Raw genomic sequence first — 26,984 nt, forward strand, 5'->3', positions numbered from 1 at the left:
TCGAAAGCAAGCCAAATGATGTCTGCGAAATCCGAAGCTCTTTCGCTTTGGAAAGAACAGTTGTGGTCAACCTATGTACGCCTCGAAAGCAAATCCGAGGCGGCCGGCTTTTATGGCTCGGTCCAGGAGTTTTTTCCGCACAGGCATAGCCTAAGCCTGGTGGATTCCACGGCTCAGCTCACAGAGCGAACGCGGCGACACATTCGGACCGACCAGCAGGAGGTAGTACTGGTTGCCTTTCAGCTATCAGGGTGCGGGCGTGTAACCCAGGATGAGCGAGAGGCGTGGACAGTCCCAGGCGAGTTCGTCTTTTACGAAAGCATCCGCCCCTATTCCCTGGGGTTCGACGGGCCATTCAGGCAATTGGTGCTGAGGATCGATCGAGAGCGGATGATCTCGACGATGCCGTGCATCGGCAATCTGACAGCCAGAACGTTCGACGCAAGACGGGGTGCTGGTGCCGTCGCGCTGGATTTCCTCCAGAGCCTCGCGGCGCGTGGAAGCCAGATCAACGAAGGCAGCGTTTCGCCGATGGAGCGCACCGCCTTCGATCTTATTGCGACTGGCGTCCTGTCATCGACCGGAGATCTTTCACCACGGCGCGTGCTTTTTGAGCGGTTGCGTGATCGTCTCATCGAGAGAGTGCGGGACCCTTCGTTCAATCAAACAGAGATGGCGGTCCTGGCCGGAATTTCCACTAGGTCTCTCAGGCGGCTCTGCGCGGAAAACGGCATTTCACCCGTCGGTCTCATTCTGAGAACGAGATTGCAGGGCGTGAGAGACAGCTTAGCGCTCGATGTCAACAAGAGGCGGTCCGTCACGGAGATTGCCTTGAGCTGGGGGTTCAATGATATCAGCTATTTCAACAGGGCATTTAGAACGACCTATGGGATGACGCCGGGGCAGATGCGCCATTCGCATCAATGAAAAGCCGAGCCTTCGGCCGTGGTGACACATGTATCCAATCCACGCGCGTTGCGTACTCCGCGATGCTGGCCGCGACTGCCCAGTTCGACTGATCTTTGTCTCGCGAAGAAACCCTCTTTATTGACTTGTCGGAATATCAGATGACCATCTTCGCCTGCATTGGCGTCATCCGGCGAAGTGACGCAACCGTGATTGGAAGCATTTTCACGCAGTATGGCAGTTGATCCTTTCGGACCAGCTTCGTTGGCAATCATGAAGTTCGAAGAGGGTCGCTACCTGGGAGCACGTGAACCTCACCGGTGATCACATATGCGAGGAGAAGCCTGGACTCGACGATTCAGGCTTTCGACCCCTGCCGCTCTCGGTATGATCCGCTTACCGTATATCTGTGCCCCTTTAATGTTTAGGGGCCTGAAAGGGAGGCTGCAAAACTGCGACAAGAATTGCAATGTTCTCTCCCTTAGTCTTCATAGGGAAAGAGATTGTCACCTTAAATTGTGGCTATTGAGATTGCGCTTGTCGTTCCGACTCTATGACGCAGGCGCAAATCGACAAGTTTTCAGCCATTTCGCGGCACTGATCGGCCGACATTGAGAACTGAATAGTTCGTGACGTGCCTTCAGCCTCATCTATAACGAGTTTTACGATACAGGTACTATCAAGTTTAATATAACGATGGAACTCTTTGAGAGGAGGTCCATCAATTTGACCTTCTTTATTTAGCTTTGGAGGAGACATCATTTAGATCTCAGTTGTGCCAGCAGGGGCGGTTTATTTATAATAGAGGCTTACCTTGATGCGCATTTCGATCGCTTCCTAATGGATGAGGAAACTATAGATACATTATTGGTGGGCTTGTATTTTTGTAATAGCTCTCCCTAATTTCAGTAAAAAGAAATCGTTGAGTGAAATCTGCACGCCGCAGTGAAAATCACAGTAACGGCGCTTGTCCATTACTCAACAAATTTTGTTCGTTTGCAGATTGAGCAGTTTCCCAAGCTTTTCTATGCGGTTTGCGATGTGGCCTACGCCGACTGCGCAATGATGTGCCGGGCCTTGTGCATTCCATGCCTCAACGAAGCGACGGGCACCGAGGGAGAACTGATAGCGGCTGTTCGTGTTTCCGATTTCCAGAATTGGTCCGGGAACGGACGTGCCTTCGGCGCACAGCAGCTTGACCTTACCACCTTCCTCGACAACGGACAGAAGCGTGACCGGACCATGCTTGACGGACATTTCCACGCTGACGCCGGAGCCGACCTTGCCGTGATAGACCTTGAGCGGGCGAATCTTCGTGCGGCCTTCGGCAATTTTCGTGTGCCCCGGCCCGTCATGCCCCATCAGCACGACGTCTGCGGCAAAATCCATGGCGTAATATTCGGTGAATGAACCGCCTACACCGAAGCTGTCCATGATCTTCATGGCCTGAGCGTTCTTGATCTCATATTCGCCAGCGACTGGCACTCCGTTCGCCGTCAACATGGAGCAGCCGACGATGACGGAGGTGATGATATCCTCATATTCATGACCGGGCTGGGATTCGTAGTAGTAGGCAAGCGAACCGAGTGATTTTTTATCGACCAGCTTGCGAAGCGCCACGGCGGTTTTTGCGGCTCGGGCAAGCTCCTGCGGGTCGCAGTCCGGCTGAACGTCGAATTCAGCCTTTATCGTCGTCAGGCAGGCTTCAACATCCTCATCGCTCACATTGCGCCGCAATTGCGCCAGCTCATCGATTTCCAGCACTTCGATATGAGTGCCGAAGGCTGCGGCCTGGGCGGTGAGATCGGAATAGATGTCGAGCATGCCATTGTAATAGCGACCCATGACACCGAGCCTGTTATGCGCCATAACATGCGCGACGCGGGCGGCTTCGATCCAGTCATTGATGTCATCCTCAACGATCGGATCGCCGGTCAGAACGCCCGTCACCTGATGAAAGCTGACGCCCGCGCGGTGAAACACATTGGCAATTTCAGGAACGGGGCAGGCAGAGCAGTGCGCCAGCCAGTCTCCTGTCATCGCGGTTCGATCCCCAAGCGCGTTGAAGGTGGCATAGTCGATGGCTGCGGTGGGTTGCAGATTGAGAATGATCACCGGAACCTTGGCCCTTCGAACCACCGGGAGAACGGTCGAGGACAGGGCGTAAGTGGTGATGTAGAGGAAGATGATATCGACATCGGCCTGACGGAACTGATGTCCGGCCTCGACCGCTTTTTCAGGCGTATCGATCAGTCCCAGATTGACGACCTCCACGCCGGGGCGTGCAAGTTTTGCCTCGACGGTATCCACATAACCGCGCAGCCGCGCTTCCAGACCTTCGAACTGCGCCCAATAGGCCTCCAGACCAATTCCAAAAAGACCGGCCTTCAATGGACGTTCTGACATTCTCGTTCTCCGATGCTTATGTTTTGGGTGTCAGCCTTGAAGGCGCACGCGCAGCTGATCGAGGCCGACGGCCATCAATAGGACGACGCCACGAGTCACGTCCTGCCAGAAGGAGGACACGTTCATCAGCGTCAGGCCGTTGTTGAGCGTACCGAGGATCAAAACGGCGATCAGCGTACCCCAGACGCTGCCGCGTCCGCCAAACAGGCTGGTTCCGCCCAGAATGATGGCTGCGATGATGGTGAGCAGATGCTGACCGGCGGCATTGGGCGCTGCGGCCCCAAGCATTGCAGCCAGAATGATGCCAGCCGCTGCACCGGACAGGCCGGACACGATATAAAGCACCATCTGCGTCCGCTCGACCGGCACGCCAAGCAGACTGCTGGCTTCGGGATTTCCGCCGGTGGCATAAACGAAGCGACCGAAGGGTGTCTTCGACAGGATCAGCCACAGCACGACGAATACCAAGAGCATCAGGATGATCGGAAACGGAATGCCGAACAGGCGTCCGGAGCCCAGCCAGTTAAAGGCCGGAACGAACAGCGGTTTCGACAGGCCGCCGGTCATGACCATGGAGAGGCCGGAAAAAATGCTCATTGTCCCCAGCGTGGCAATCAGCGGATTGAGTTTCAGCCGCGTGACGATGAAGCCGTTGAGCACGCCGACGGCGCAACCGATGACAAGCGCGGTCAGGCAACCCGCCCAGATGTTGATGCCGTTGGCATGCATCAGCGCTACGATGACACCGGCAAGACCGGCGACGGCGGCGACGGACAAATCCAGTCCGCCGCCGATGATCAACGGAGTACCTGCTGCTGCCATCAGGCCGATGAAGGCCATGTTGGTGCCGATGTTGGACAGGTTGCTCAGCGTCAGAAAATAGGGAGACAGAAGCGAGAACGCAGCCAGAAGCAGGACATAAAATACCAGCAACAGGACAATGCCAGCGGCAGGGCGACCGAGAAGGCCGGTCAGGGAGCCGGGCTGTTTCTTCGAGACGACCGGTTCTGCCGGAACGGATGGCGACGACGACTTGATCATGCTTTCTCCAGTTCATTGGTATCGCGGACGGCGGAACGCGGCTCTGCTGCCCGCATCAGGTCCGCCGCGCTCGCATCGCAGCCCAGCTCGGCAACGACCTTGCCGTCGTCCAGAACGATACTGCGGTCTGCGAGACCCGCCACTTCTTCCGCATCAGATGAGACGATGAGGATCGCCAGACCCGTTGCCGCTAGGCGACGGATTTCCGCGTAAATTTCGCGTCTGGCACCCAGATCGACGCCGCGTGTCGGTTCTTCGAGGATCAGGAAATTCGGGTCTCCCAGCAGCCACCGGGCAAGGCAGACCTTCTGCTGGTTGCCACCGGACAACAGACGGATTTCCTGATCCGGCCCCGATGTCTTGATCCTGAGCGTCTTGATCCAGTCTCTCGTACTGGCATCCTCGCGCTTCTGGTCAACGACACCGGATTGCGTGAACATGCGTAGATAAGGCAGCGTGGTATTGGTCCGCACCGACAGATTGCCGATCAAGCCCTGCCGCTTGCGCTCCGCAGCCACGAAACCGATGCCGTTGCGCACACTCTTTCGAGGGCCTGACAGGCCGATATCGGTATTGTTCAGCCGTACCGTTCTGGCACTGGCGGCAGGCTCGGCACCATAAATGGCCCGACCGACCATTTCCGCACCCGAGCCGATCAGACCGAAAACGCCGAACACCTCACCGTGCCGCACGGACAGGGATACGTCGTCGAGCCAGCCGGGAAGGGACAGTCCCTTGACAGTGAGAACAGTTTTCGCATCCGGCACCGTCGATTTTGCGGGATAGAGGTCGCCAAGCTCGCTTCCGAGCATCGCTTTCAAAACCTCGTCGCGACTGGTTTCGCCGGTTGCGAACTGGCCGCGAACCTCGCCATCGCGCAGCACCACGATGCGATCGCTGAGCCGAAAGACCTCGTCGAGATAGTGGGAAATGTAGATGATGGTAACGCCCTGCGTTTTCAGCGTCTCGATCACGCCGAACAGATTGTCGGCATCCGCTTCACCCAGTGAAGCCGTCGGCTCGTCCATGATCAGGATTTCAGCCTTGCCAGCCAGCGCGCGGGCGATTTCAACGATGCGCTGTTCAGACAGGGGCAGCGAACCCATGCGCTGGCCGGGATCGACATGGTCGAGCCGCAAGCGACCCAGCAGTGCCTGCGCCTGCCGGTTCATGGCTGAGCGGTCAATCATGGGAATGCCTGCAAATCGCCGTCTGGGCATCGAACCAAGCGCGATGTTTTCCGCAACCGAAAGGTCGGGATGCACGGAAAGTTCCTGCGGCATCAGCCGGATGCCCGCCGCAATCGCATCCTGCGGGGTCGCGATATTCTTGATGGCGTCTTGAATTCTGATCTGCCCGCTGTCCAGCGTGTAGACACCGGAGAGGATTTTCATCAGCGTCGATTTTCCCGCGCCGTTGGCACCGAGAAGAGCGACGATCTCGCCTTCATCTGCCGAAAGCGACACGTTCTTCAAAACCGTCACACCGGCAAAGGCCTTGCTGACATTGGTAATCTGGAGCCGCGGATTGCGGCTCCCGTCATTGTTGTGGATGGCAGTCATGTCACGCTCCCTGAACGTTATCGCGCTCATTGCTGGGGGAGAATGGCCTCATAGCCCTTCAACCAGTCCTGCTTCTTGAGGTCGGCGAGATAGGTTGCGAATTCCGTTTCCGGGAACTTGTAGCCATCTTCCTCACCAACGCAGGGGAAGTCCTTGTAGAACTTGCAGATATTGGCCTTGGTGACCATCTGGTGGGTCACGAAGGTTGCTTCCGGCACAGGCTTTCCGGCAAGCGCAGACAGCGCAATCGGGATCAGATAATTGCCGTAGCTGCCGGGGAACGAACCGGTGGCGGCAACCAGGTTGGGATCGGTTGCCAGCGCCTCGGCTTCATCCGCCCCGTTGCCAACCGCAATCGCCTGATCGACGCGACCGGCTGCCCGCACTGCCTGAAGCATGCCCATGGTCGCCTGATCATTGATCGCGATAAGCAGGATCGGCACGCCCGGCGGAATGCGACCGATGACATTGTTCATCTGCGCGAAGGATTCCTGCAACGTGTTCTTGGTGTCGATCTCGATGATATGGTCGGCGGGGAAATCCTTTGTCAGCGCCATAAAGCCGGCCTTCTGGCCTTCCGTGCGCATGCGTGGGATGACACCCGATTGGGGCAGGGCGCCGATGACGAGGTAGCCGGTCTTGACCGCATCCGCCCCGAATTTCTTCTGTGCTGCCGTTGCCAGATAGGAGCCACCCATGAAGCCGGACTTCGGATTGTTGACACCGAAGAAGCTGGCACCCGGCATCGGGATGTCGATCGCCGTCACCTTCGTACCATCCGCCTTGAAGACGTCCATCACGGCCTGACCGAAATTGGCGTCGGTCTGAAATTCGATGACGTAATCCACCTTGCGCTCGGTAAAGGATTTGGCGTTGGCCAGCGCGGTCGGCCCATCGAGGCGGTTGTCGGCAATGACGAGTTCGACGCCTGCCGCATCCGCATTCTGCTGGATGCCTTTCTCGACAAGGACGCCGAAGGCGATGTCGCGTTGCAGATTGGCAAAACCGATGCTGTAGGCCTTGCCGTTCTCGGCGGCGTGGCTTTGGCGGCATCCGCGGCCATCGCTTTCAGATTGTCGGCTGACAGCATGTTGCCATCGAATTTCAGCGGATCGAACCCGTGGAAATCCTCGGCATATGCAGCAGACGCCAAAAGGCATGCGGCAACCGCCAGCAGTCTGGCTTGATGTTTCATGTCTCTCTCCTCCCGGCCTCTGCCCTCCCTGGCAGCGGCAAACGCTGATGATCTCAGCAAAATTTGACAGGGTCATTCGAAAATTGACCTTGTCTTCAGACGTTAACACCAAGCATTTCCGTTGACACGCCGCCATACTCCGCAAAAGTGATCTTTTGCATATAAAATATGATCTTAAAATTGAGTGGAGCAATGCAAAGCTACTTCGTCTATATGCCTGACAATCGCCTCTGCGCGGCATGGGGCTGCACAGCGGTCTCGACCGGCTATACGGAAATTGCACCGCATTCCGATTATCCACCAAGCCGCCACCCCAACGATCACCATTTCAGCTGGTCGCGTGGCCGTATTCTCAATGCCTATCAGGTCGTACAGATAAGCTCCGGCAGTGGCAGGCTGGAATTTGGAACGGAGCGTCGGCAGGTGACGATTTCAGAAGGCTCCGTGTTCCTGCTGTTTCCGGGCGTCTGGCACCGTTTTGCCCCGGATCGACAGAGCGGATGGACCGAACACTGGATCGAGTGTCGCGGCAGCGCTTTCGACTTTGCCCGCGATGCCGGTCTGTTGCAGCCGGAGCAACCCGTTCACGCCAGCAGCTCGGAAATTTCGGATGTGTTTGCGTCCATTCATTCGCTGGCGAAGGACGATTCCCTGCGCAACCAACCGCTGATTTCCACCCTTGGTCTTCAATTGCTGGCGCTGTTATGCCGTCCCACCGATATCACCCGAAACACGTCCGGCAGGCTCGTTGACCGGGCGCGGATGATCCTGATGGAGCGGTGCGGGCAACCTCTTTCCGTCGAACAGCTCGCCGAAGAGCTTGGCGTCAGCTATCCGTATTTCCGGCGGCTGTTTCGCGAACAGACCGGAATGTCCGCAAAGCAATACCAGATGACGGTGCGGATCCAGCGTGCGAGCGACCTTTTGATGAATACCGATAAATCGATCAAGGAAATCGCCGGACTTCTGGGGTTTCACTCGGCGTTTCATTTTTCCACACAGTTTCATCAACTGGTCGGCTATACGCCGTCGAATTATCGCCTGCAGTGTTCAATAAATAAGACAAAGGTATAACTTTATCAGCACAGACTAATCTCGGCGCATTTGATGATTTAGGCGTGAGAAGGATATGCTGCAAATTTTAACCCACTCAGGAAGCTTGCCAATCGAAGTCAGGCCGTCGAGTATTGATAGCCTTCCTTGATCTCAAAAGCCAAGTTCAGCCCTGAAATATACCTCCATTAGTCTAAACGTCCTATCTTCTCGTTTACAATGCGCGACAATATCGATCCCCGATTTGATCAACGCCAGAGAATCTTGCCGTGTAAGGCCCATCCCTCCCTCAGACTCTTTAATCAGCAGAGCTAATTGCTCGAAAGCAAGTTCTGCCGAATTCGCGTGAACGGTCGTTATAGACCCCGGATGACCTGAGTTGACATTGCGGATGAAATAGAAGGCCGTCCCGTCGCGGAGCTCCTGAAGCAAGATACGATCTGGCCGCATACGAAGACAAGACTCCAGAAGTTCGTTTGGGCCTGCGCGCGAAAGCCCCTGCCCTCCCTTCGAGTAAAATAGGCGAACGTGGTTGGGTTGGCAGATGACGAGTTCAGGGGTATCTTCGATTGAGATGACGCGCTCGTTTTGTGGGATGTGCTTGATGAGAGCCTTGGAAAGCGTTGTCTTAGCCGAACCTGTGGCGCCAGAGATTATGATATTCTTTCGTGCAATGACTGCCTGCCGCAAGAAATCCTTGAAACGCCCAGCGCGATAGCTTTCGTTCAATTCCTCATCCTCTAAGGGCCGGTCCACATTCGTAGCACGCGTTTTTGCAAAAAAACCTTTTTCCTCCAGATCGTCAAGGCTGAAATCGACCGACGAAGGCTTTCGAATTGTGATGCTGACGGTGCCTTTCATCGTCGCCGGCGGGATCACAATCTGAATCCGTTCGTCGCCCGGAAGCGTCGCCGACAAAATAGGACGTGTTTCATCGATCGACTGATGGGAAAAACTGGCGACGGCCCGGGAAAGGCGCATGAGCTTTTCGAAGGTCAGTTCCGGCGCGTCATAGGTCCGCCAACCGCCGGGACCTTCTGTCAGCACCTGCCCGGGCCGATTCACAATCACTTCATAGAGGGACGGGTCTTGGAGGTATGCCGAAAACGGCTTCAAGAGTTCGCTTACAACAGCCGAGTCCTGCCCCTCCGACATTACCTATCCTACTTCGTTACGAGCGTCGACTGTGGCGAGAAATCGCCCAGCACTGCTCGATCAAAAATACGGTTCCTCGGCTCTGTCACCCGCAGACGATAGATTCCTGAAAAATCGAGATCGCGAGCGACAAAGATCGAAACCAGTTCACCCTGATGCTTATTTAACGTCGGCGGAATGTTGATGGACTGTTCAACTGCGATAGCAGCTGCCTGTTGACCGGCGCTCGTGGTGTTCTGCGCATCGACATCACTATCCTGCAAACGACTGCTGGCATAGCTTGTCGCATCACCGACGATGGAAAGAAGAAGGGCGCTGCCGAACCGTTCCCACCAATGGGTATCGACATAACCAGCGACGCCGGCGCGACCAAGTGCATCGGTTGCCGGTGATGCTAGCGTCACGATAACGCCCTTCGGCGTCTTTACTCGATTCCAGAGAACGAAAAGACGCTTTTGTCCGCGTTGGAGCCCGCCGCGATATTCTCCGACAACCTGTGTGCCCTTTTCCATCAACACGACCCGACCGTTGTCCGAAAGGACATCGCGGTTGATCACGCAACTGGCGAAACCTGGCTGGTCGGAAGCCAATGCTGTTTCGAGTACGCAGGGTATCGACGCCCCCATCGCGACGATGAAGTCGCGGTTTCCAAGTGTACCGGCGCGCGAGCCTTCAAGTCGTGTCGGCCGCAGCAGACCGTCGAAACGCTGTTGGTCGCTGCTCTGCTGGTTCTGGGCCATCATGTTGTTGTCGAGCGGCACGAAATTCCCATTGTTTGAAGTGTCCGGATTATCAGTCTCTCTTCGATCTTTCGCGTTTTCCTGCCCACTGCTGAAGGCCATCACGGGCGCGCGGCGGGCAGATTCGAGGAGTTTATCGCTCTCCTCCGCGACTGGTTCGACGACAGGGGTCGGCAACTTCACTTCAGGTACCACCTGCGCCGGCTCAGCCTTTTCCTTCGCCGCCTCAAACGGATTTGTCTGGCGAATAACCACGCGCTCGGGCTGAACATTCTCATCCTTTGCCTTCTTGCCCGTTGTCGACCACAGGGCGAAGCCAACGAACGCGACGATCGCAATCGCTACCGCGCCACGTTTCAAAAGAGGGTTGTTGTCGATCCGGCGACCGGTGATCGTTTCCTCACGCTCCCCGGGAATGCGAGTTTCGTCTTCTTGAGTCATGGATGTCGCTCCCTATTGCGCGTTGACGTCGCTTTTCACGATGCGCTCTACCGAGGGAGACGTCGTGTTCGTATCGGGATTGATGCCGACACGGTCGTAGGCCTCGTTGAAGACGCAGAGCACATCCTTGCCCCGACGCAGGATGAACTTGCGGCTGATTGCGTGCACCATGACGAGATTGCCATCGACGGACTTCGGAACAAGGCTTTCCGACCCGTCTGAATTTTCCATATAGATCGCAGGCATTTCCTGATTGCCGACGAAGGCGAACGTCGTGATCTTGCCATTGTCATAGACGCTTTGAGGCTCCAGTGGCTGGGAGCCCTGAGCCGAATAGCGCCAGTTCCGAGGACCATACGCTTCGTGGAGGGCCAGCACATTGTCGGCGTCCTTCGCTTGAGCGGCGAGAGCCCTAGACGCTGCCTGCTGCCGGCGAAGCTCAGCTTCATCTCCGGGGTATCTGAACTTCACGTAGAAATAGGTGTTCTGACCGGCTTCGACAGTACCGTCTCGCACTGTCAATTCCATCTGGTAGCTGCGCGTGGAGCCATCCCGGCGCGTCGTCACCACAGATATGTTTGTTACCGGCTGGTTTTCGCGTGGCTTCAAGAACAGGATGTTGCCGGCCGGCGCGACTTCCCAGGCAACGCTGTTGCCAAGCGCCACATGGGCGATTTCCTCGTCTGCCGCGAACTCGATCTGCACGGAGGACCGCAAGGTGCCGACGATCCTGGTGATGTTGAAGGGTTGGTAGTTCACAAATCGGACACGACTGTCCTGCGTAGCGCCTCGGGGAATCTCCAGCGCCAGCGCCGAAGACATGGAAGTTGAAACGACGAGTGCGACGATTGATGCGATGCGCTTCATCTCACCTCCTCCGGATCTGCACGATATTCGCTGACGACAAAACCGAGTGGGTTCACGAGCCGGTCTGTCGACGACATTGGGGCGTTGACATACGAGAAGGTCAGGGTCGCAACCCAATGAGTCGTTCGAACTTCCTCACCTCGTGTGATGGTGCGCATGTAACGCACAGAGACGACATTTTGATTGATCAGAGAGATCGACGCGATGTCGATCCTCGCGGTGGCGCCACGGCCATAGATGTTCTGAGGCGATTCCGGGTTGCTGCCTCGATACACGCCTGCAAACCGTGTCTGCTCCGGTTGGGTCGATAAGAGCGCGATGGTGCGAAAGTTTTCTTGTGCCTCGCTCCAAACATAACCCTCGCGGGCGCGCACATATTTGGCAGCGAAGTATTTTGTTACGGCCTCGTCGTAGGTGCCGGCCGTCGACGTCAATGCCGAAACGACATCGACAATACCCGTCGAATTGTCGACGCGCACCACAAAGGGTTCCACCGTCTTGAGAGGAGTGAGACCCGCGACCGCAAAGACCGAAACGCTGGCGACGATGCCGGACGCGATGGCGATCGACCAGGCAATCCGGTTCGAACGTTCGATCTGCATCATTCGATCCTGGTCAAACCGACGTGCCTTGTCGAAGTAACTCCTGAGATTATCTGTCGTCACCATGTCTCATCCCTCACAACGGCGATAGGAGCCGTCGACGTCCAAATGCGCAAAGGCTGCAGGTTCTCTGGCCTCTTCGGCAAAGGGCGTCGCAGACATGGAGGAACTTGCGTTGGATTGCTGCTGTTTGAGCTTGCTGTCGCCCTCCCATTCCCACATCGAGCGGTTCAAGGGGCGGCGTGAATAGCCGTCGCATTTCGGTAAAGGGTAGGTCAGTGACGCGCAGCCGCCAAGCGTGGCGGCGAGGACGAGCAACAGGGCAGGCTTAATCATGCGGGCAGGCCTTTTCTTATTGTTCTGAATTGCATGTCATGCGCCGGCATTTCTCGATCCGAACGCGCGGCCAGCAAAGCGAGCCCCGCGACCAATCATCCGGCCGGTGTACGATGTTCCCCGAGCCAGCACGCCTTCATGCGCATCGCGTGCGGCGCCATAGCCATAAGCCAGCGACGCACCGCCAGAGGCCAGGGCCGAAGCGATGCCCGGTAGCTGGTAGAAAACATAGAGAGCGGCGATCCCGATGGCGCAGAGCGCGATTGGACGCATCAGCACGTCGCTGTAGCTATCGATCGCAGTGAAGGTCGAATCGATGCAGGAGATCAGCAGGGAGCCGACGGCAACGACGAGCACCTGCAGGATGACGAAATTCGCGAGCTGCCCGATCCAGGACTCGGTAAAACGCCGCGTCGACTGGAACATGGCGAGCGCAATGAAGATCGGCCCGATCGCCAACACTATTGCCAGCGCCAACCGCGCATAGAGCGAGACGACGTAGCCGATCCCCGCGACGAGAAAGCTGACGCCGATCACCATCATGCCACCGGCGCCGGTGACGATGTCGACCGGCCAGGAGGCTCGTGACCAGATATCGGTCGCAGATGCCTGGCCTTTGTCGAGCAGGCTGTCGAAGGAGCTGGCGCTTGGCGCAGCACCCGAATTCAACGCCTGCGCGATCTCGCGCGGCAACACATCAAAGAAGATGTTCGTGACATATGTTTGATATTCGCCGGCGTTCTTGACCAGCATGACGATGATTGCAAGCTTTATGGCGCGAAAGGCGAAGTCGAGGATGGGTTCCTGCACGGAGCCACGCAGGACCAGATAGCCATAGAGGACCACATAAAGCGTGACGGCTGCCGTCAACGGACCGGTGACCCATTCGGCGATGTTCGACGTTCCATCAGAGACGAACGTCTCCAGCGGTCGCTTGAACTGTCCATCGATGAATTCGAACACCTGGTACATTGGATCAACCTCCCAGCGCTTTGCGCATGTTCTGGAGGCGGAGCTTGCCATCGGCCGCTTCCGCGTTCCGGCAACTGATCGTGTTCTGCAGCTCGCCCGGATTGTCACGGCAATCAGAAATGGTACGGCTCAGCAGCGCTTCGTCGGCGATGAAGTCATCGACGGTGTAAGTCCGCTCGGATTCCTGCGAGCAAGCGGTCAGCAGAAGGAGCGTCGCGACCATCGCGAGCGGCCTCATTTCAGTGCCGCCTTCATTGCATCCATGCGTTGGCGCCAATCCTCGGCCTTGCGCTGTTCATCGACCTGGGTCTGCGCTTGCTGCACCATCCTCAACCCCTCCATCCGCAGTACGTCGGTCTGGAGGAATGCCTGTTCAGCCTGCAGGCGTGCCTGCAAATCGGCGATCTCCTTGGCATCTCCTGCGGTGGAGATTTTCTCACGTAGCTGGTCGATTCCATCGATGCGCTTGGTCGCGACATCATAGATCTGCTGGCCGAGGCTCATTTGGCCCGCATTTTGATTCTGAAGACGCGACAGCTCTTTTGCATAGAAATCGTCGGCGTCTGTGCGGTAGGTCGAGTTATCTTCCAAGAACTTTGATGCGGAATCACCGAACACACCGGTGCCATTGCCTTTAAGCAGGCCCTCAATGGCGGCGAAGTCGGACGGAAGCGCCTTGCGGATCGCCGGATCATTGAGAACGCTGGCGACATCCGCCATATCGGTCAGCTTGTTGAGCGAGCCATAGAGCTGCTGCGCCTGCTCGATTTGCTGATTGAGCGCGTCGAGCTGGGACTTGAGCTGCGCGATGCTCTCGATCTGCTTGGCGATAGCCGACTGGTCGATGACCGGAATCCCCTGCCCTGCAGCACCATCGGCGGAAACGATAAGCACTGTCGCGAGCACCGCGCTATAAAGTCGATAGAAAACCATCAGCTTGCACTCCTTCGCTGTTGGAAAACGGGAAGCCAATCCTTGACGTCATTCCCGACCTCCGCGCGGATCGCGTCGAGAAGTTCGACATTGGCGGTCCGGCCGGAAAGGATGGCGAGCTCGTCATCGAAGCCATTGAGGTCGAGTTCGGCAACGACGCTGTTGTGCCCCTGCTTCAACACGAACCGCCGGCTCTCGACGGAAAGTTCGCGCGCAATCAGTTCGTACTCGCGCTCCGTGAGCTTGAACCCGTCGACATAATCGGCATGGTTTCCGCGCGAGTTGGGCAGAAAGATCTGCGTTGGGCATTGCTCGATGATGGTGTGCGCGATCGGCGAGATCAACGCGTCGCGTGGGCTCTGCGTGGCAAACAGCATCAAGCCATTTTGCTTGCGGATCGTCTTCAGCTTGTTCTGCGCAAGATCGCGGAAGCCCTCGTCCTGCAGCGCTTTCCAGAATTCGTCGATGACGATGATGATCCGACGGCCATCGATCAGCTGCTCGACGCGGTGGAACAGATACGCCATCAGCGGTGTGCGGATTTCCTCGTTGTCGAGGAAGTCGGTCATGTCGTAGCCGATGAATTTGCCGGAGCCGCCAAAATCGCCAAAGCCGATATCTTCGATCACGTTGTCGAAAACCCAGCCGAGCGGCCCTCCCCTCTCCCACCGTCGGAGCCTAGCGGCGATCCCTTCCGGGTCGGTGTTGTTGAGGAAGGTCCGGAGTGCGCCGATCGTCCTTCGGTCCACGGGCAGGTCGGCGAGGCCATCGATAGCGCCGGAAATATCGCGAAGCTCAGTGACCGAGAGTTCCCGCGTGCCGGATCCGACAAGCTTGCCGACCCAGCGTGCCAGGAAGACTTTGTTTTCCGGCGTCAGGTCGAGGGCCTTCAGGGGAGCGCAGCCGGTGGGGACACCATTTTTCAGCGGCAGGTAGGTGCCGCCGGCGGCGCGAACATAGAGGTCCGCGCCGCGATCCTTGTCGAAGAACACCACATGAGGATCATGTTTTTCCAACTGGGACAGCATAAAATTGACGATCACGGTCTTACCGGCGCCGGACGGACCGCACATGAAGGTGTTTCCGAGATCACCGTAGTGGAGGTTGAAGTAGTAGGGTGACCCGGAGGCGGTCTTAAGCAGAGCGACAGCAGGTCCCCATTCGTTGCCGCCCTTCTGGCCGATCGGATAGGAGTGGAACGGTGACAGAGCCGCGAAATTCTTTGAGGTGATTGCGCCAGATCGCGCCCGGTAGCGGAAATTGCCCGGCAGCTGCGCCCACCAGGCTGCCTCGAGGCCAAGGTCCTCTCGCGCAACGACGGCGCCTCCATTGGTCAGGCTGGCGCGAGCCTTCGCGAGATTGTCCGTCAGGTCTTTCACTGTAGCCGCGAAGACGGACAGCGTCAGGTGATGCTCGCCGATCACGAACCGGTTGGACTCCAGATCGTCCATCGCATCGTCAAGTTCGTCGATCTGCGAGGCCGCCTTGTCGCCGCTGCTGACCAGCTGGTTTTGCTTTCGCCCCATGATGACGCGGGCGTCCGCCTTCGACGCAAAGCAGAACGATTGAGAAAGAATGAGTTCAAACGGACTGGTCAGAACGCCGTCCAGCATGCCGGTCCTGGTGCGAGCCGGGTATTCCTTGAAGCTCAGTATGCCCGCAAATCGGCTTTCGGCCTCATGCCGAATTTCAATCGTCTCGCGACCGATGATGACGCGATCCGAGTAGATCGCAGATGCGATGCGGCCTTCGGTCAGCGGAACTCGCTCGCGCCTGCCGCCAACGATCTGGTGCAGCACCTCGCTCGGCTCGGAGAAGAGCATGCCGTCCTGATCGTACAGAGACAAAACACGTGGCTCGAAACGTTTCAAACCGGCGACCACATCGACGACCTTGTCCTGAAGCTGTTTTAGGGCTCCCTCATCGAGTTCCACGCCAGTGCGATAGGCGCGGCGAAGGCGCGACAGCAGCTTCGCAGCCTTGTCAGCCGGGTCGCGGGCCGGCGACCAAAGGACGCTCAGATAGAGATCATTGCGGAACAGGTCTTCGCGCACCATGCGCTCACGGTACTTCTCATTGAGCGCTGCGGAGAATGGCGTTGCAAATGTCCCATCCGGATAGTCGCTGTCCCTGCGGCGGATCAGGTGCGTCCAGAGGGCAAGCCGCTCATCGGCGATATTTCGGTAAAGCGTGTTGAGATCGCGATGGAGGGCGTTGAGGTCGAGCACATCCGCGGTTTCGAACGACACGCCTTCGAGGGCAATCATGACCATCAGCGCCCGAGAGTGGAGTGCGATGGTCGTCTCGTCGATGTGCCGCACATAGGGAATGAAAGCCTCTGGTGCGAGCTCGCGGGATCTGAGAGTGGCGTTACTAGGCAAATCCAATATCCCTTTCGTCAAAGCGGCGGGCCAGCCGAAGTGGAGAGAGCGTCGCTCCACCCCAATAGGCACTGTTCCGCGTCCGGCCGCGCGTCTCGACCCAGGCTAGCAAGATGCGGAACATGTTGTGATCGTGCTTTACAAGGGCGCGGAAGATGAGGTGAAACACGACGCCGACAACCGCATAGGCGATCGATCCGGCAACGATGTAAAGGATCGTCGTGAGCATGATGTTGAAGGCCATCGCCTCCATGGTCACGCCAGCGATCATCGCCGGCCTTGTGCACGCGATGAAGAGCGTGTCTTCTTCGAGGACCGCCCGTTCGCTTGCCATCTTCAGCTTCCAACGATGGTGTTGACGAGCTCGGTGGCGCCGAAGATGCCGCCGATGCCGATGATCCAGAAGCCCGCCCGCCTCAGGTCCATATAGCCAAACATCCAGGCAATGCAGATGACGATCACTGCGATGACCGCCAGAAGCTTGGCAATGTTGCCAGTCAGCATTGTGACTATGTTCTGCAGCACGGATTCGATGCCAGCGGCCTGCGCGAAGGCCGGCTCGACCATCATAACCACGATGGCAGCTGCCATCACAGACGAAGCGACAATGGGTCGGATACGGGAATTCAATGTCATTCACTCTGCTCCAATTGATTGCCCTGAAATACCAGGACGGATGAACGGCGCCGGGTCTTGAAGACGTCCCATGCTGGCGCGACGGAGATCGCGGCGGATTTCTCTGAAGAGTTCTCCGCCACCACCTCGGCGACGACATCTGCCTGGGAAACCTCAGTGGGAACGTCGGTCTCCCTCCCCTCTCCCGTGTCGTCGATCGTCAACCGGGCCAAAGTCGACCCGAGCCGTTTGATTTCGCGGCGGACCTGATCGTCGTAGCTGACCATGGCCCCGACAGTTGGGTTGTCACGTCCATAATAGGATTGCAGCATGACTCGCTCGGCCCTGGCCGGCTCCGCCCCCTCCTTCACGGCGAGGCGATAGTAGCCATCGAGCAGCGTCGCTGTTGCCCGCAGGTTGAGGCATGGATCGAAGGCATCGGATATCGAGAGGTTCAGTCTCTGCAGTTCTTCCAGTCCGATCCCGCCGAGACCCACCTGGATGTCATGGCGCTTTGCCGCCAAGGATGTAGCGACTTCGATCGCCTCGGCCTCCGTGGCAGGTTGCCGCTTGAGCGGCGTACCGCTGTTGATCCGGATGTTGAAGGGGGCGAACCGGCTTTCGAGGCTGACGACGCCTGCGAGCGTTTCGGATGAGACATAGGGCGCGCAGGTCTGCGCAAGATCTAGGAACGCAACGGGCATGTCTAAAACCACACCCTCTGCTTGCCGACTCCGTCGATCGTCACATCGATGTACCGAGGTTTCTCGCGTACCAAGGGACGAGCGGCGGTATACGCCATGCACTGGTAGCGACCGTTTTCCTTTTGCAAGCGTGGAGACACAAATGAGTCGTTGTTTGAACCGCCGCCGTCTCGATCCCGCTGGCAGGAGCTATCGCTTACGGCCTGCAGCGACGTAGAAATACATGTCGCTTCATTCCCCCGTGGACCGTAGCCAGCCGACAGACGGTAGCCGGGGTTGCAGTAGTATGGTTCGTAGCGGGGGCGGGAGCTCTGAAAACCGATGCCGCTGCAGGTCGGAAACGAACGCCCTTTCGCAAGCCAACGCCAGAGTTTCTGGATCGGCGGCCGGCACTCGGCATATTGCGTTGGGCCACCCGGATTCGATAAGCACAGGATAACCTGGCATCCCCAGTCGTCGGCACGAGCACTTCGTTCCGAAATAGTATAGAGTGAGGCGAACCCTAACGTGGCTATAATTGTTCGAAAGAAAAGGCTCTTCATGCCCCCTACCCTCTGGTTTCTCCAATGTCAGGTGGAATTGACATGCGACTCGCCTCAATTCACATACTATGCAAATACTAGATAGTTAAATCGATGGCAAGCAATTTGAGCGACCGATGGCAAAGCCAAGCCTTATCTGTCTACGCAGTGCGTGAAATTTTGGAAAAGCCGATAGAGGGCGAGTCGGCGCAGTCCCGCATCAAACAGATCGGAATGATGAATATCCTCTATCTGATGCATCAGGCGCACCAGAAACTAACTCTCTCAAATATAATCGAAATAACCGGAATGACACGTGGCGGCGTCATCGAGACCATTGATCTTTTGGTTCAGCGCGGAATCCTTACCGAGACGCTGGGAAGGAACTCTATGGGGCGAGGGACAGCCCGACAATTTGAGTTTTCTCCGCGGTTTTTTGATGCTCTCGGCGCTGCTGCTACGAGTTAAAGCAGCTGATTTAATTTAAGAAGTTTTTTCAAGTTGGATAACTGATTCGCAAAAACGAGTGCAGGAACGAGGACGCACGAGCAGGTTACGCAGGATGGGCGTAGGCGCTGTAATCTGGAGGCACCCGAAATCGATGTGCTAATGAAGTTGCGTTCGACCACACGAGCAGCATCCGCATTGAAGAGCATCCTCCTGGCAGTGGTGTAGCGCCGATAAACGCCACGCTTCTTCGTTGCATTGTTCAGTGCCAGCTGGATACCATTATCACGAAGCGCTGCATCGCGTCGGAATGGGATGGAGTCTATCCGGCTAGTGGAGGCCAGATTGATGAAGCGTTTAGCTGGCTGAGTCGCCAGTGTCACGTCTATGCAGAGGAAGTCAGACCAAAACGGCGTTAGAGCGAAGGTCGGTATCATAGTTTTCGACTCTTTTTTCCTCCATCTACGTGTGAAAGCCTGAAGCCTGCAATCGCTTGTTTCACAAAGATTATATTCGTCCACGAAACGGTTTCTCGCGGGTATGAAGAGGCTGTTAAGACCTTGTTAACCTTAAAAAGCTTGCCCACTGAACAGAATCGGGTCTAATTCGTCGCATGCGGAGTTTGAACGTTTGCTGGGCGTCTTCCGCAGGTGAGACCTAATAGGCGAAGAAGATGACGAAAACCGCTAAGGCCGAAAGCAACCGAACTGCCTCGCTCCGCTCGAAGGTCCGAAGCCATTCCGCATCACTTTCGGCGAAACTGCAAGAACACCAATCGAATATTTTCCCTCCCCACGCGCGGAAAGGTATTCGCTCTTTTACGCCATCAGAGGCGGCGAAACTGCTTGGCGTTGCCGAAGGGTATCTTCGCACGAGCGCAGTTGAGTTGGAGCGAAAAGCTTCAGAGGGCGGAGAGCAGGAGTTTAACCCCGCTCTCGCCGGCGGACGGCGCATGTATTCGGTGCAAGACATCGCTGCTATGCGGGCCTATTTAGATAAACCCACAAGATCGAATGGCCGCTATTTGCCCCATCGCCGGGCTGGGGAAGAACTTCAGGTCCTCTCCATCATGAATTTCAAAGGTGGATCGGGAAAGACCACTACGGCGGCCCACCTTGCGCAGTATCTCGCACTGCGAGGCTACCGCGTTCTTGCAGTCGATCTCGATCCGCAAGCCAGTTTGTCGGCCTTGTTCGGAAACCAACCGGAATTCGATGTGGGCGTCAACGAAACGATTTATGGTGCCATTCGGTATGATGAAGAGCGTCGACCGATACAGGAAATCATCCGCGGAACTTATATTCCAGACCTTCATATCATCCCCGGTAATCTGGAGCTTATGGAGTTCGAGCATGATACGCCAAAGGCGCTTCTCCAGCGTCGTCCTGAGGACGTGCTGTTCTTTGCGCGGCTACAGGCGGCCATTCAAGACATTGAAGACGCCTACGATGTGGTGGTGATCGACTGCCCTCCCCAACTCGGTTTTCTAACTCTCTCGGCGCTGACGGCTGCGACATCTGTACTGATCACGGTCCATCCGCAAATGCTGGACGTGATGTCGATGAACCAGTTCCTTTCGATGACGAGCGCGCTACTCGACGAGATCTCAGAAGCCGGAGCCGAAGATCGAAACAACTGGATGCGCTACCTGATTACCCGTTTCGAGCCGACCGACGGACCACAAAATCAAATGGTCGCCTTCCTCCGGTCGATGTTTGGCGATGACGTGCTTGTCAACCACATGCTCAAAAGCACGGCGGTATCGGACGCCGGAATAACCAACCAGACACTCTTTGAAGTCGAGCGCAGCCAATTCATTCGATCGACCTATGATCGAGCGCTCGAGTCGATGAATAACGTTAACGCTGAGATTGAAACCTTGATCAAGGCGACATGGGGTAGATCATGAGCCGAAAAAATCTCCTCTCCTCTCTTCACAGCGATGTAAATGCAGGCCTGAATCCAACACCGCCGCCTCACGCACGCCCGCATCTGGATGCGGCCAAGTCGAAGCCAATGGCAGCTGTCACTAAGTCGCTTGGTGACTTGAATGACAGAAGTCGTCGCGCAAATGAGATCGAGCGAAAATTGGCAGAAGGCCAAGCCGTGATCGAATTGAACACAGAGGAAATTGAGCCTTCGTTCGTTCGGGACCGGATGCCGGGCGATATCGACGGTCTTCTGGCGTCAATCCGTGAGCAAGGTCAGCAAGTGCCTATTCTTGTCCGTCCTCATCCTGAAATGTCCGGCCGATATCAGGTAGCGTTCGGGCACCGCCGCCTCCGTGCGGCGGCGGAGCTAGGACTTTCAGTCAAGGCGGTCGTTCGCGAACTGACAGACGAACAACTTGTCATCGCACAGGGCCAGGAAAACAATGAACGAGAAGATCTTACATTTATCGAGAAGGCTCGATTTGCGGCTCGCCTCAAGGAGCGTTTCCCGCGTGAGGTTCTCACCTCCTCGTTGTCGATCGATAAGGGCGATCTTTCAAAGATGCTAGCTATTGTCGATTCTTTACCAGTCGACCTGATCGAGGCTATTGGGGCGGCGCCCGGCGTAGGCCGCCCTCGTTGGCTGGAGCTTGCCGAACTCGTAGAGAAGGCCCCTCCCCATCTTGATGCCGCCGGATATGTCAAGTCAGCCGAGATACAGACCCTTGCCTCCGAAGAGCGTTTCAAGGCGCTGATCGCACATTTGAAGCCGCGCCGCGTTGAGCGTGGTGCACCTAGCGTTCTCGCAACCCCCACAGGGGTGAGACTGGCACAAGTCAAGGACGGCCGTGCGAAACTCGATATATCTATCGACAAGAAGGCGGCGCCCGAATTCGCGGCCTTCGTATTAGAGCAATTGCCGACTCTCTTCGAAGAGCATCGGACAAAACGTCAACTGAACCAAGAGGGGTAGACCGCAAAAAGAAAAGGCCCCCAAAACGTTACCGTTCCGGAAGCCCAATCTCTTATGTCGCAGTGGGAGAATCGCATTTCCTGGAATCATCGTCAAGAGTCTTTGACATCGTTTTGATGAGCACTTTTCTTTTGCCTTCTGAAAGGTAAGAGAAATGCAAACCAGTAGTGTGACTACGCCGTTCGGACCGCGGCCGATGACGCTTGCACTCGTGCGGCGCCAGACAGCAATAGCGGAGATTGAAGTCGGCAAATCAGTGGACAAGTGGAAAGTCCTAAGGGACGTCTCCGCTGCGATCGATCTGTTAGGGGTTCAGTCCAACAGTTTAGCGGTCCTTGATGCACTGTTGACATTTTATCCCGAGAACGAGCTTCGGCAAGAGGCACAACTGATCGTATTTCCATCGAATGCGCAGCTATGCTTGCGAGCCCACGCAATGGCCGGCGCTACTCTGCGTCGCCATATCGCGATACTTGTCGAGGCAGGCCTGATCCTTCGGAAGGACAGCGCCAACGGCAAGCGTTACGCTCGTAAGGATGGAAACGGCCAGATTGAATCAGCGTATGGTTTTGACCTGTCGCCTCTGTTGGCGCGCTCAGAGGAGCTGGCACAACTAGCTCAGCAGGTAGCGGCCGATCGGGCGGCACTCCGCAAAGCGAAAGAGAGCTTGACGGTTTGCCGCCGGGACGTCCGGAAGCTAGTAACCGCCGCGATGGAAGAGGGTGCAGTGGGAGATTGGCCGGCGATTGAAGATGCCTATGTCCGCTTGGTAGGAGGCATCCCTCGCAATCCCAGCCTGGCCGACGTCTCGGATATCCTCGATGAAATGGTGTTACTTAGAGAGGAAGTTATCAATCGATTGGAATTTCAAGAAATTTCAAAGAATCCAAGCAGCAATGATGCTCATATTGAGCAGCACATACAGAATTCAAATACCAACTCCCTTATTGAATTTGAACCAAGCTCCGAAAAGGAGCAGGGGGCAAAGCCGAGTAAAACCAACCAGCAAAGCAGGATGCCTATAGTCGGTTTTCCGTTGGGCATGGTGCTTAAGGCTTGCCCAACGATTGCAGACTACGGGCCAGGCGGCTCGATTTGCAGCTGGAGGGATCTTATGGCAGCGGCCGTGACCGTCCGATCCATGTTAGGGGTAAGTCCATCGGCCTATGAGGATGCCTGTAGCGCCATGGGGCCAGAGAATGCAGCAGTTGCAATTGCCGGGATACTAGAGCGAGCGAACTTCATTAACTCGGCCGGCGGTTATCTCCGGGATTTAACTCGCAGGACTAAGCGCGGAGAGTTTTCACTCGGTCCAATGATTATCGCCCTCTTGAAGGCAAACGGAGAGGCGCAACTGCGGGCATAAGTGCGGTTGGCAGCTGCCAACTACCCCAATGCTTTGAATAAAAAGGCCTTTTAGATTTCGCCGTTTTTGGAGCTTAAAAATTGTGACCGTGATGGAATTCCGGTGGAGGACGCCAACCTCTGCCATGCCTCGCGGCGACGAGTTGCCTTGCAGCCCATATTATTAGCACTTCTTAGAACAAATGGCTCGTCAATGAGAGTGGCTCACTGGAGGAGGTAGCGGGCGTCAGAAACGGTAAGTGTAGTGAGGGGCTTGGGTCCTGTCGGAAGGTAGTTGGGTCTCGGTGAAGTGCGGTTCCGATTTGCAACTTTCTCGCGCGAATGAAAAGATGAATTCCTTGCAGTCATTTGTTTGATCCGGATGAAGTCATGCCGCTTCTTTTTTGTAATATTGCGTGGATGAAGGACTATGCAGGCCGCGATGCTAATGATCCTCCAAAGGGTGGAGGTGGTTACGTCGTTTCGGAGGTGATAGCGGGGGAGGAACTGAACTTTGTGGCAGGCGACGATGGCTACGTTTATGGGCACTTCGAAACCATAAAGAACGCGACCGATCGCCAAGTCAAAATCGAGCGCTTGGGGGCTTCGAAGTCGGCAGAATTCATCGATGGTGTCGATGTCGTCTGGACCGCTCCTGTCGATGGCAACGATCCGCGCTGTGTGGTTGGATGGTATCGAAATGCGCGGGTCTATCGCGACCGCCAGATGTTCCATGGCATTTATCCTTCCGGTCAGCACAAGCTTGACGAGATATTAAGCTTCCAGGTGCGCGCGAGTGCCGAGGATGTACATCTCATTCCTTTGAGCAAACGGCATGAGGACCTTTACCTACAGCGTGGCAAAGGCTGGAGTGGGCAAGCGAGCTGGTGGTATGCGGACGGCACGACTGACCCGGATGCGAAGAGCTTCGTAAAGTCGATCCGCGCAATGATCAGCGGGAAAGCGCCTTCTTTTGCTCGGCCTCCTGTGCGCAGTCGGGTCACGCACCGAGCCGGCCGGGCGGCAACTGAAGGCTACACCAGGTATGTCAAACGTCATGAGGAGCAGGTTAGCCCTCGGCACAACAAGCTCGAGAAGCTGTTTAAGGATTATCTTCGACGCACGATCCGCGACGTCCAGTTTCTTCCTACTTTCAGCGACGACATGCGGTTTACGGATGGGAAAGGCCAGGACGTAATGGTCGAAGTCAAGCCGACAGAGGCGTCGACTATTCGATTTGCGATCCGTACCGCGATGGGACAGCTCCTGGATTATCGTCAGCACCAGAGATGGGAGGGAAGGCAACTAATTGTCGTGGAAACGGAAGTCACCAAGGCCGACGACAGGGCCTTGGCTCTAGGAAACGGTTTTGACCTCGCTTGGCCCTTGGATAATGATGATTTTATAGTTGTTTGGCCTGCAGGGCCAAAGACAAGCCGCTCCTCGCGACGGAGGTAGGATGTTTGATGGAGAATGGGTCAACTGATGGATCGACTATGAACAAGTCAACACCACGCTTCATTTTGGCACCGATTCCCACAAACTCGCCCCGAGCGCGCCACATAAGAGCACTTCCCCCGCGAACTTTTGTTCCTTTTGTCCCGAGTTGATTCAGGTTGAACGGAGCCGAAAGCGAAAGCGGCGGCTTGGTTTTCGGCTATTGATTTAGCTCTTTCAGAGCTCCCGAAGGCATGTCGTTTGGAGTGCGACTTTCGTAGACCGGCGGTGGTCTGTCTACCGAAAGATAAGAGTTCCTGATTAAAAGCGGCTCGATAAATCGGAGTTGCCAATGACAAAATATCAGACCATTTCCACTATCCAGACACTTCTGACAGAGACCATTTTCTCTTTTCAGCTGGCTTTTCTCAATGCATCACGAGCGATGTTCCTGGACGCAGACGGCAAGCTCGTTCACCCTGGGGAATTTGGCTACTATCGCGAGACGTTGGCCAAGCAATTCATAAGAGCTTTCGTTCCGCGAAGGCTAGAAATCGATTCTGGATTTGTGATCGGTGCGGACGGACAGGTTAGCAGCCAGTGCGACTTGATCATCTATGAAGCGAGTGTCGCCCCCCTCCTTCAAAGCGAAAACAGGCAACGCTTCTTCCCTATTGAAGCAGTCGTAGCCGTTGGGGAGATAAAGTCGGTTATATCACCCGCTGAGTTGCACGCGGCACTTCGCAAGCTGTCCTCAATAAAGTGGTTGAGGGACTGCATGTCGGAACCGACTTACGTTCACAACCTCAAGACTGGCGACGACCTTCGCAAATTTCGACCCCAGCACGACGAGCTCGATCAGATTGTCACGTTCTTGATCTGTGAACGCTTTGATTTCAACCTCAATGAGGATCAATTTGGGAAGATTGCGAGTTGCTACAATACCGAGGCACCGAAGAGGCCAGCCAACCTTCGGCATAATCTTGTGCTTAGCCTGATGGACGGGCTGCTCACGTACAGCTTGCCAGACGAAAAGATGTCAACTGCGCCAAGGCGACCAATGTCTTACCCGTTTCCAATCCGGGACCAGCTTGGCTCGGTGGGAAATGGAGATCGGCGCTTGAAGAACTGCTTTGTCAGCCCAGGTACGAGTTCGCCCGAACATATAGCGCTCTTTGCCTCGCTCTTGCATACTGCTGTTAGCGCAACATCAAGCTTTTTCCCCGATATGGCGAAGTATGTTCGGCCGGAGAGCGACACACTCATCGCTCAGTTCGGAGCGCCCCTGTAGGCCGAGCGCGAACGGTGCGTGGAAGGCATCACGGGGCCTGTTGAGGCCCTGCGTCGGGCCATGTATCTATCAAGCCAGCGTATCAATCTACCGGTATTGTTGTCGGCGGCTACGTAACGGCCGTCCGGCAGCACCGCGACTTGGCAATGTGTCGTCGTCAGTTGAAGGCTATCCCCCTCGCGCGCCACCAGGGTCGTCCGGCACAGTGCGTCGATGAAAGCGTCCGGATCGTAGCTTTTGGACAACAGAAACTCTTGTAGTTCGGGATCGGTTACTAGGATGTCTTCCCTGCAAAGCATGGAGATCATCACATTCTGGTCCGCGTCAATCTCAACCGGTTCCCATTCATCGAAGTCTGCACCCCTCAACTGACGAGCGCTCAGATTTTCCAAACGATACATCCAGCCCCATTGCTCGGATCCTGGGTCCCGCGGTTGAGGTCGTGTGTCCAGCAGGGGAGCGAGTCTTTCGATATCGAGGTCGTCGCCAAAAATCGAGGCTACGGGGTAGCCATAGGAAATCCTCGTTCAGATCAGCTCGAGAATAAGAAACGTAGGGTTGACGTGCGAACTAGCTATGATCCGCCAGAACCCATCGCTGCCTAGAGGAGCACACCACGGATGACCACTTAGCTTCACCAATGAAACGCCGTCCCCAATGATTAGGTTAGGAAGGGAAGGCGGACCGAAACCAAGCTTGTTCAAGTTGGCCTTAAGAAAGCTTGTAAATCCCTTTCTTAAGCCGCTCTACATAGAGTAGCCGCCATAGCCTAGCGTCACAGGAAGTGGTGCGATTTGATCGGAATATACCATATGCCAGGTGAGTTGGTTCGCACGATCTTTTGGTTGCCATTGACCTCCTTCCGGCACCACTACACCGGTACACTCCGAAAACGCTCGCCTTGACGCTCCCAGATTGAAGGAGCCCGAGAGGTCGGGTGTTTGAACCCAGGAGCTGAATGTCGAGGTGACGCTGAGGAACTGACTATGCGCGTCTGATAATTCCGATGCGAAGAGATTTTTTCACCTCAAAGACGACAAGAACATCGCGGACGTGCCATTGAAAAAGGCCGTCGACGTAGGGAACGGGGGAACCAATCCCTCCCGACGGGCAGGAATTCGGTGGTGACAA

General features: G+C 56.2%; 26 protein-coding genes. 8 read left to right on the top strand and 18 right to left on the bottom strand.

Going from position 1 to position 26,984, the window contains the following annotated elements; translation table 11 throughout:
• The first annotated feature begins 15 nt into the window (after positions 1 to 15).
• Positions 16 to 927, top strand: a complete 912-nt coding sequence (locus L904_RS07735; protein WP_020810100.1) for a helix-turn-helix domain-containing protein — start codon at positions 16 to 18, stop codon at positions 925 to 927.
• Between the two features lie 957 nt (positions 928 to 1,884).
• On the opposite strand, the gene L904_RS07740 is transcribed toward L904_RS07735, so the two are convergent.
• Genes L904_RS07740 through L904_RS07755 form a run of 4 tightly spaced genes read right to left on the bottom strand, consistent with a single transcriptional unit; the run spans position 1,885 to position 7,075 of the window.
• Complete coding sequence (locus L904_RS07740; RefSeq protein ID WP_020810101.1) at positions 1,885 to 3,312, bottom strand: arabinose isomerase; 1,428 nt, start codon at positions 3,310 to 3,312, stop codon at positions 1,885 to 1,887.
• Between the two features lie 30 nt (positions 3,313 to 3,342).
• Positions 3,343 to 4,353 (bottom strand): ABC transporter permease, encoded by a 1,011-nt coding sequence (locus L904_RS07745; RefSeq protein WP_020810102.1) that lies wholly within the window; start codon positions 4,351 to 4,353, stop codon positions 3,343 to 3,345.
• The gene (locus tag L904_RS07750) at positions 4,350 to 5,915 is read right to left on the bottom strand and encodes a sugar ABC transporter ATP-binding protein (RefSeq protein WP_020810103.1); all 1,566 of its coding nucleotides are present in this window, start codon (positions 5,913 to 5,915) and stop codon (positions 4,350 to 4,352) included. The genes L904_RS07745 and L904_RS07750 overlap by 4 nt, the downstream gene beginning before the upstream one ends.
• Before the next feature lie 26 nt (positions 5,916 to 5,941).
• Positions 5,942 to 7,075, bottom strand: coding sequence for a sugar ABC transporter substrate-binding protein (locus L904_RS07755; RefSeq protein ID WP_245303277.1), 1,134 nt, complete (start codon positions 7,073 to 7,075; stop codon positions 5,942 to 5,944).
• A gap of 248 nt (positions 7,076 to 7,323) precedes the next feature.
• On the opposite strand from L904_RS07755, the gene L904_RS07760 reads away from it, so the two are divergent.
• Entirely contained in the window at positions 7,324 to 8,184 is an 861-nt protein-coding gene (locus tag L904_RS07760) for an AraC family transcriptional regulator (RefSeq protein ID WP_245267297.1), read from the top strand.
• 132 nt (positions 8,185 to 8,316) lie between these two features.
• Here the strand turns inward: L904_RS07760 and virB11 are convergent, their stop codons facing one another.
• Genes virB11 through L904_RS28340 form a run of 13 tightly spaced genes read right to left on the bottom strand, consistent with a single transcriptional unit; the run spans position 8,317 to position 18,451 of the window.
• Positions 8,317 to 9,318: a P-type DNA transfer ATPase VirB11 gene (gene virB11, locus L904_RS07765; protein ID WP_020810105.1), complete on the bottom strand. Its 1,002-nt coding sequence runs from the start codon at positions 9,316 to 9,318 to the stop codon at positions 8,317 to 8,319.
• A gap of 8 nt (positions 9,319 to 9,326) precedes the next feature.
• Positions 9,327 to 10,499: a type IV secretion system protein VirB10 gene (gene virB10 / locus L904_RS07770; RefSeq protein ID WP_020810106.1), complete on the bottom strand. Its 1,173-nt coding sequence runs from the start codon at positions 10,497 to 10,499 to the stop codon at positions 9,327 to 9,329.
• A 12-nt stretch (positions 10,500 to 10,511) separates the two neighbouring features.
• On the bottom strand, positions 10,512 to 11,366 hold the full coding sequence (gene virB9, locus L904_RS07775) for a P-type conjugative transfer protein VirB9 (protein ID WP_020810107.1): 855 nt from the start codon (positions 11,364 to 11,366) through the stop codon (positions 10,512 to 10,514).
• Positions 11,363 to 12,034: a virB8 family protein gene (locus L904_RS07780; RefSeq protein ID WP_020810108.1), complete on the bottom strand. Its 672-nt coding sequence runs from the start codon at positions 12,032 to 12,034 to the stop codon at positions 11,363 to 11,365. The genes virB9 and L904_RS07780 overlap by 4 nt, the downstream gene beginning before the upstream one ends.
• 3 nt (positions 12,035 to 12,037) lie before the next feature.
• Complete coding sequence (locus tag L904_RS07785) at positions 12,038 to 12,304, bottom strand: hypothetical protein (RefSeq protein WP_020810109.1); 267 nt, start codon at positions 12,302 to 12,304, stop codon at positions 12,038 to 12,040.
• Positions 12,305 to 12,340: 36 nt separating this feature from the next.
• On the bottom strand, positions 12,341 to 13,276 hold the full coding sequence (locus L904_RS07790; protein ID WP_020810110.1) for a type IV secretion system protein: 936 nt from the start codon (positions 13,274 to 13,276) through the stop codon (positions 12,341 to 12,343).
• 4 nt (positions 13,277 to 13,280) lie between these two features.
• Positions 13,281 to 13,514 (bottom strand): EexN family lipoprotein, encoded by a 234-nt coding sequence (locus tag L904_RS07795; protein WP_020810111.1) that lies wholly within the window; start codon positions 13,512 to 13,514, stop codon positions 13,281 to 13,283.
• Entirely contained in the window at positions 13,511 to 14,209 is a 699-nt protein-coding gene (gene virB5 / locus L904_RS07800; RefSeq protein WP_020810112.1) for a P-type DNA transfer protein VirB5, read from the bottom strand. Before virB5 ends, L904_RS07795 begins: the two co-directional genes overlap by 4 nt.
• Positions 14,209 to 16,590, bottom strand: coding sequence for a VirB4 family type IV secretion/conjugal transfer ATPase (locus L904_RS07805; protein ID WP_031233844.1), 2,382 nt, complete (start codon positions 16,588 to 16,590; stop codon positions 14,209 to 14,211). The genes virB5 and L904_RS07805 overlap by 1 nt, the downstream gene beginning before the upstream one ends.
• Positions 16,583 to 16,924, bottom strand: a complete 342-nt coding sequence (locus tag L904_RS07810) for a type IV secretion system protein VirB3 (protein ID WP_020810114.1) — start codon at positions 16,922 to 16,924, stop codon at positions 16,583 to 16,585. The genes L904_RS07805 and L904_RS07810 overlap by 8 nt, the downstream gene beginning before the upstream one ends.
• A gap of 2 nt (positions 16,925 to 16,926) precedes the next feature.
• Positions 16,927 to 17,226: a TrbC/VirB2 family protein gene (locus tag L904_RS07815; protein ID WP_020810115.1), complete on the bottom strand. Its 300-nt coding sequence runs from the start codon at positions 17,224 to 17,226 to the stop codon at positions 16,927 to 16,929.
• A complete protein-coding gene (locus L904_RS07820) occupies positions 17,223 to 17,909 on the bottom strand; it encodes a lytic transglycosylase domain-containing protein (protein ID WP_020810116.1) in 687 nt (228 codons plus the stop codon). The genes L904_RS07815 and L904_RS07820 overlap by 4 nt, the downstream gene beginning before the upstream one ends.
• Before the next feature lie 2 nt (positions 17,910 to 17,911).
• Entirely contained in the window at positions 17,912 to 18,451 is a 540-nt protein-coding gene (locus L904_RS28340) for a hypothetical protein (protein ID WP_020810117.1), read from the bottom strand.
• A gap of 93 nt (positions 18,452 to 18,544) precedes the next feature.
• On the opposite strand from L904_RS28340, the gene L904_RS07830 reads away from it, so the two are divergent.
• The 6 genes from L904_RS07830 (at position 18,545) to L904_RS07860 (ending at position 25,853) form a co-directional block, all read left to right on the top strand.
• Entirely contained in the window at positions 18,545 to 18,898 is a 354-nt protein-coding gene (locus L904_RS07830) for a MarR family transcriptional regulator (protein WP_031233845.1), read from the top strand.
• Between the two features lie 652 nt (positions 18,899 to 19,550).
• Positions 19,551 to 20,786, top strand: a complete 1,236-nt coding sequence (repA, locus tag L904_RS07840; protein ID WP_020810118.1) for a plasmid partitioning protein RepA — start codon at positions 19,551 to 19,553, stop codon at positions 20,784 to 20,786.
• The gene (gene repB, locus L904_RS07845) at positions 20,783 to 21,781 is read left to right on the top strand and encodes a plasmid partitioning protein RepB (protein WP_031233847.1); all 999 of its coding nucleotides are present in this window, start codon (positions 20,783 to 20,785) and stop codon (positions 21,779 to 21,781) included. The genes repA and repB overlap by 4 nt, the downstream gene beginning before the upstream one ends.
• A gap of 154 nt (positions 21,782 to 21,935) precedes the next feature.
• Positions 21,936 to 23,147, top strand: coding sequence for a plasmid replication protein RepC (gene repC / locus L904_RS07850; RefSeq protein ID WP_020810120.1), 1,212 nt, complete (start codon positions 21,936 to 21,938; stop codon positions 23,145 to 23,147).
• Between the two features lie 368 nt (positions 23,148 to 23,515).
• Complete coding sequence (locus L904_RS07855) at positions 23,516 to 24,583, top strand: hypothetical protein (protein ID WP_196248045.1); 1,068 nt, start codon at positions 23,516 to 23,518, stop codon at positions 24,581 to 24,583.
• A 331-nt stretch (positions 24,584 to 24,914) separates the two neighbouring features.
• Positions 24,915 to 25,853 carry a DUF6602 domain-containing protein gene (locus L904_RS07860; RefSeq protein ID WP_020810122.1) on the top strand — a complete coding sequence of 313 codons (939 nt, stop codon included), beginning with the start codon at positions 24,915 to 24,917 and terminating at the stop codon, positions 25,851 to 25,853.
• Here the strand turns inward: L904_RS07860 and L904_RS07865 are convergent.
• The gene (locus L904_RS07865) at positions 25,832 to 26,245 is read right to left on the bottom strand and encodes a hypothetical protein (protein WP_155246260.1); all 414 of its coding nucleotides are present in this window, start codon (positions 26,243 to 26,245) and stop codon (positions 25,832 to 25,834) included. The two genes, L904_RS07860 and L904_RS07865, sit on opposite strands and share 22 nt — an antisense overlap.
• Positions 26,246 to 26,984 lie beyond the last annotated feature (739 nt).

This window comes from Agrobacterium sp. LY4 (genome assembly GCF_001526585.1).
Classification (GTDB): domain Bacteria; phylum Pseudomonadota; class Alphaproteobacteria; order Rhizobiales; family Rhizobiaceae; genus Agrobacterium; species Agrobacterium leguminum.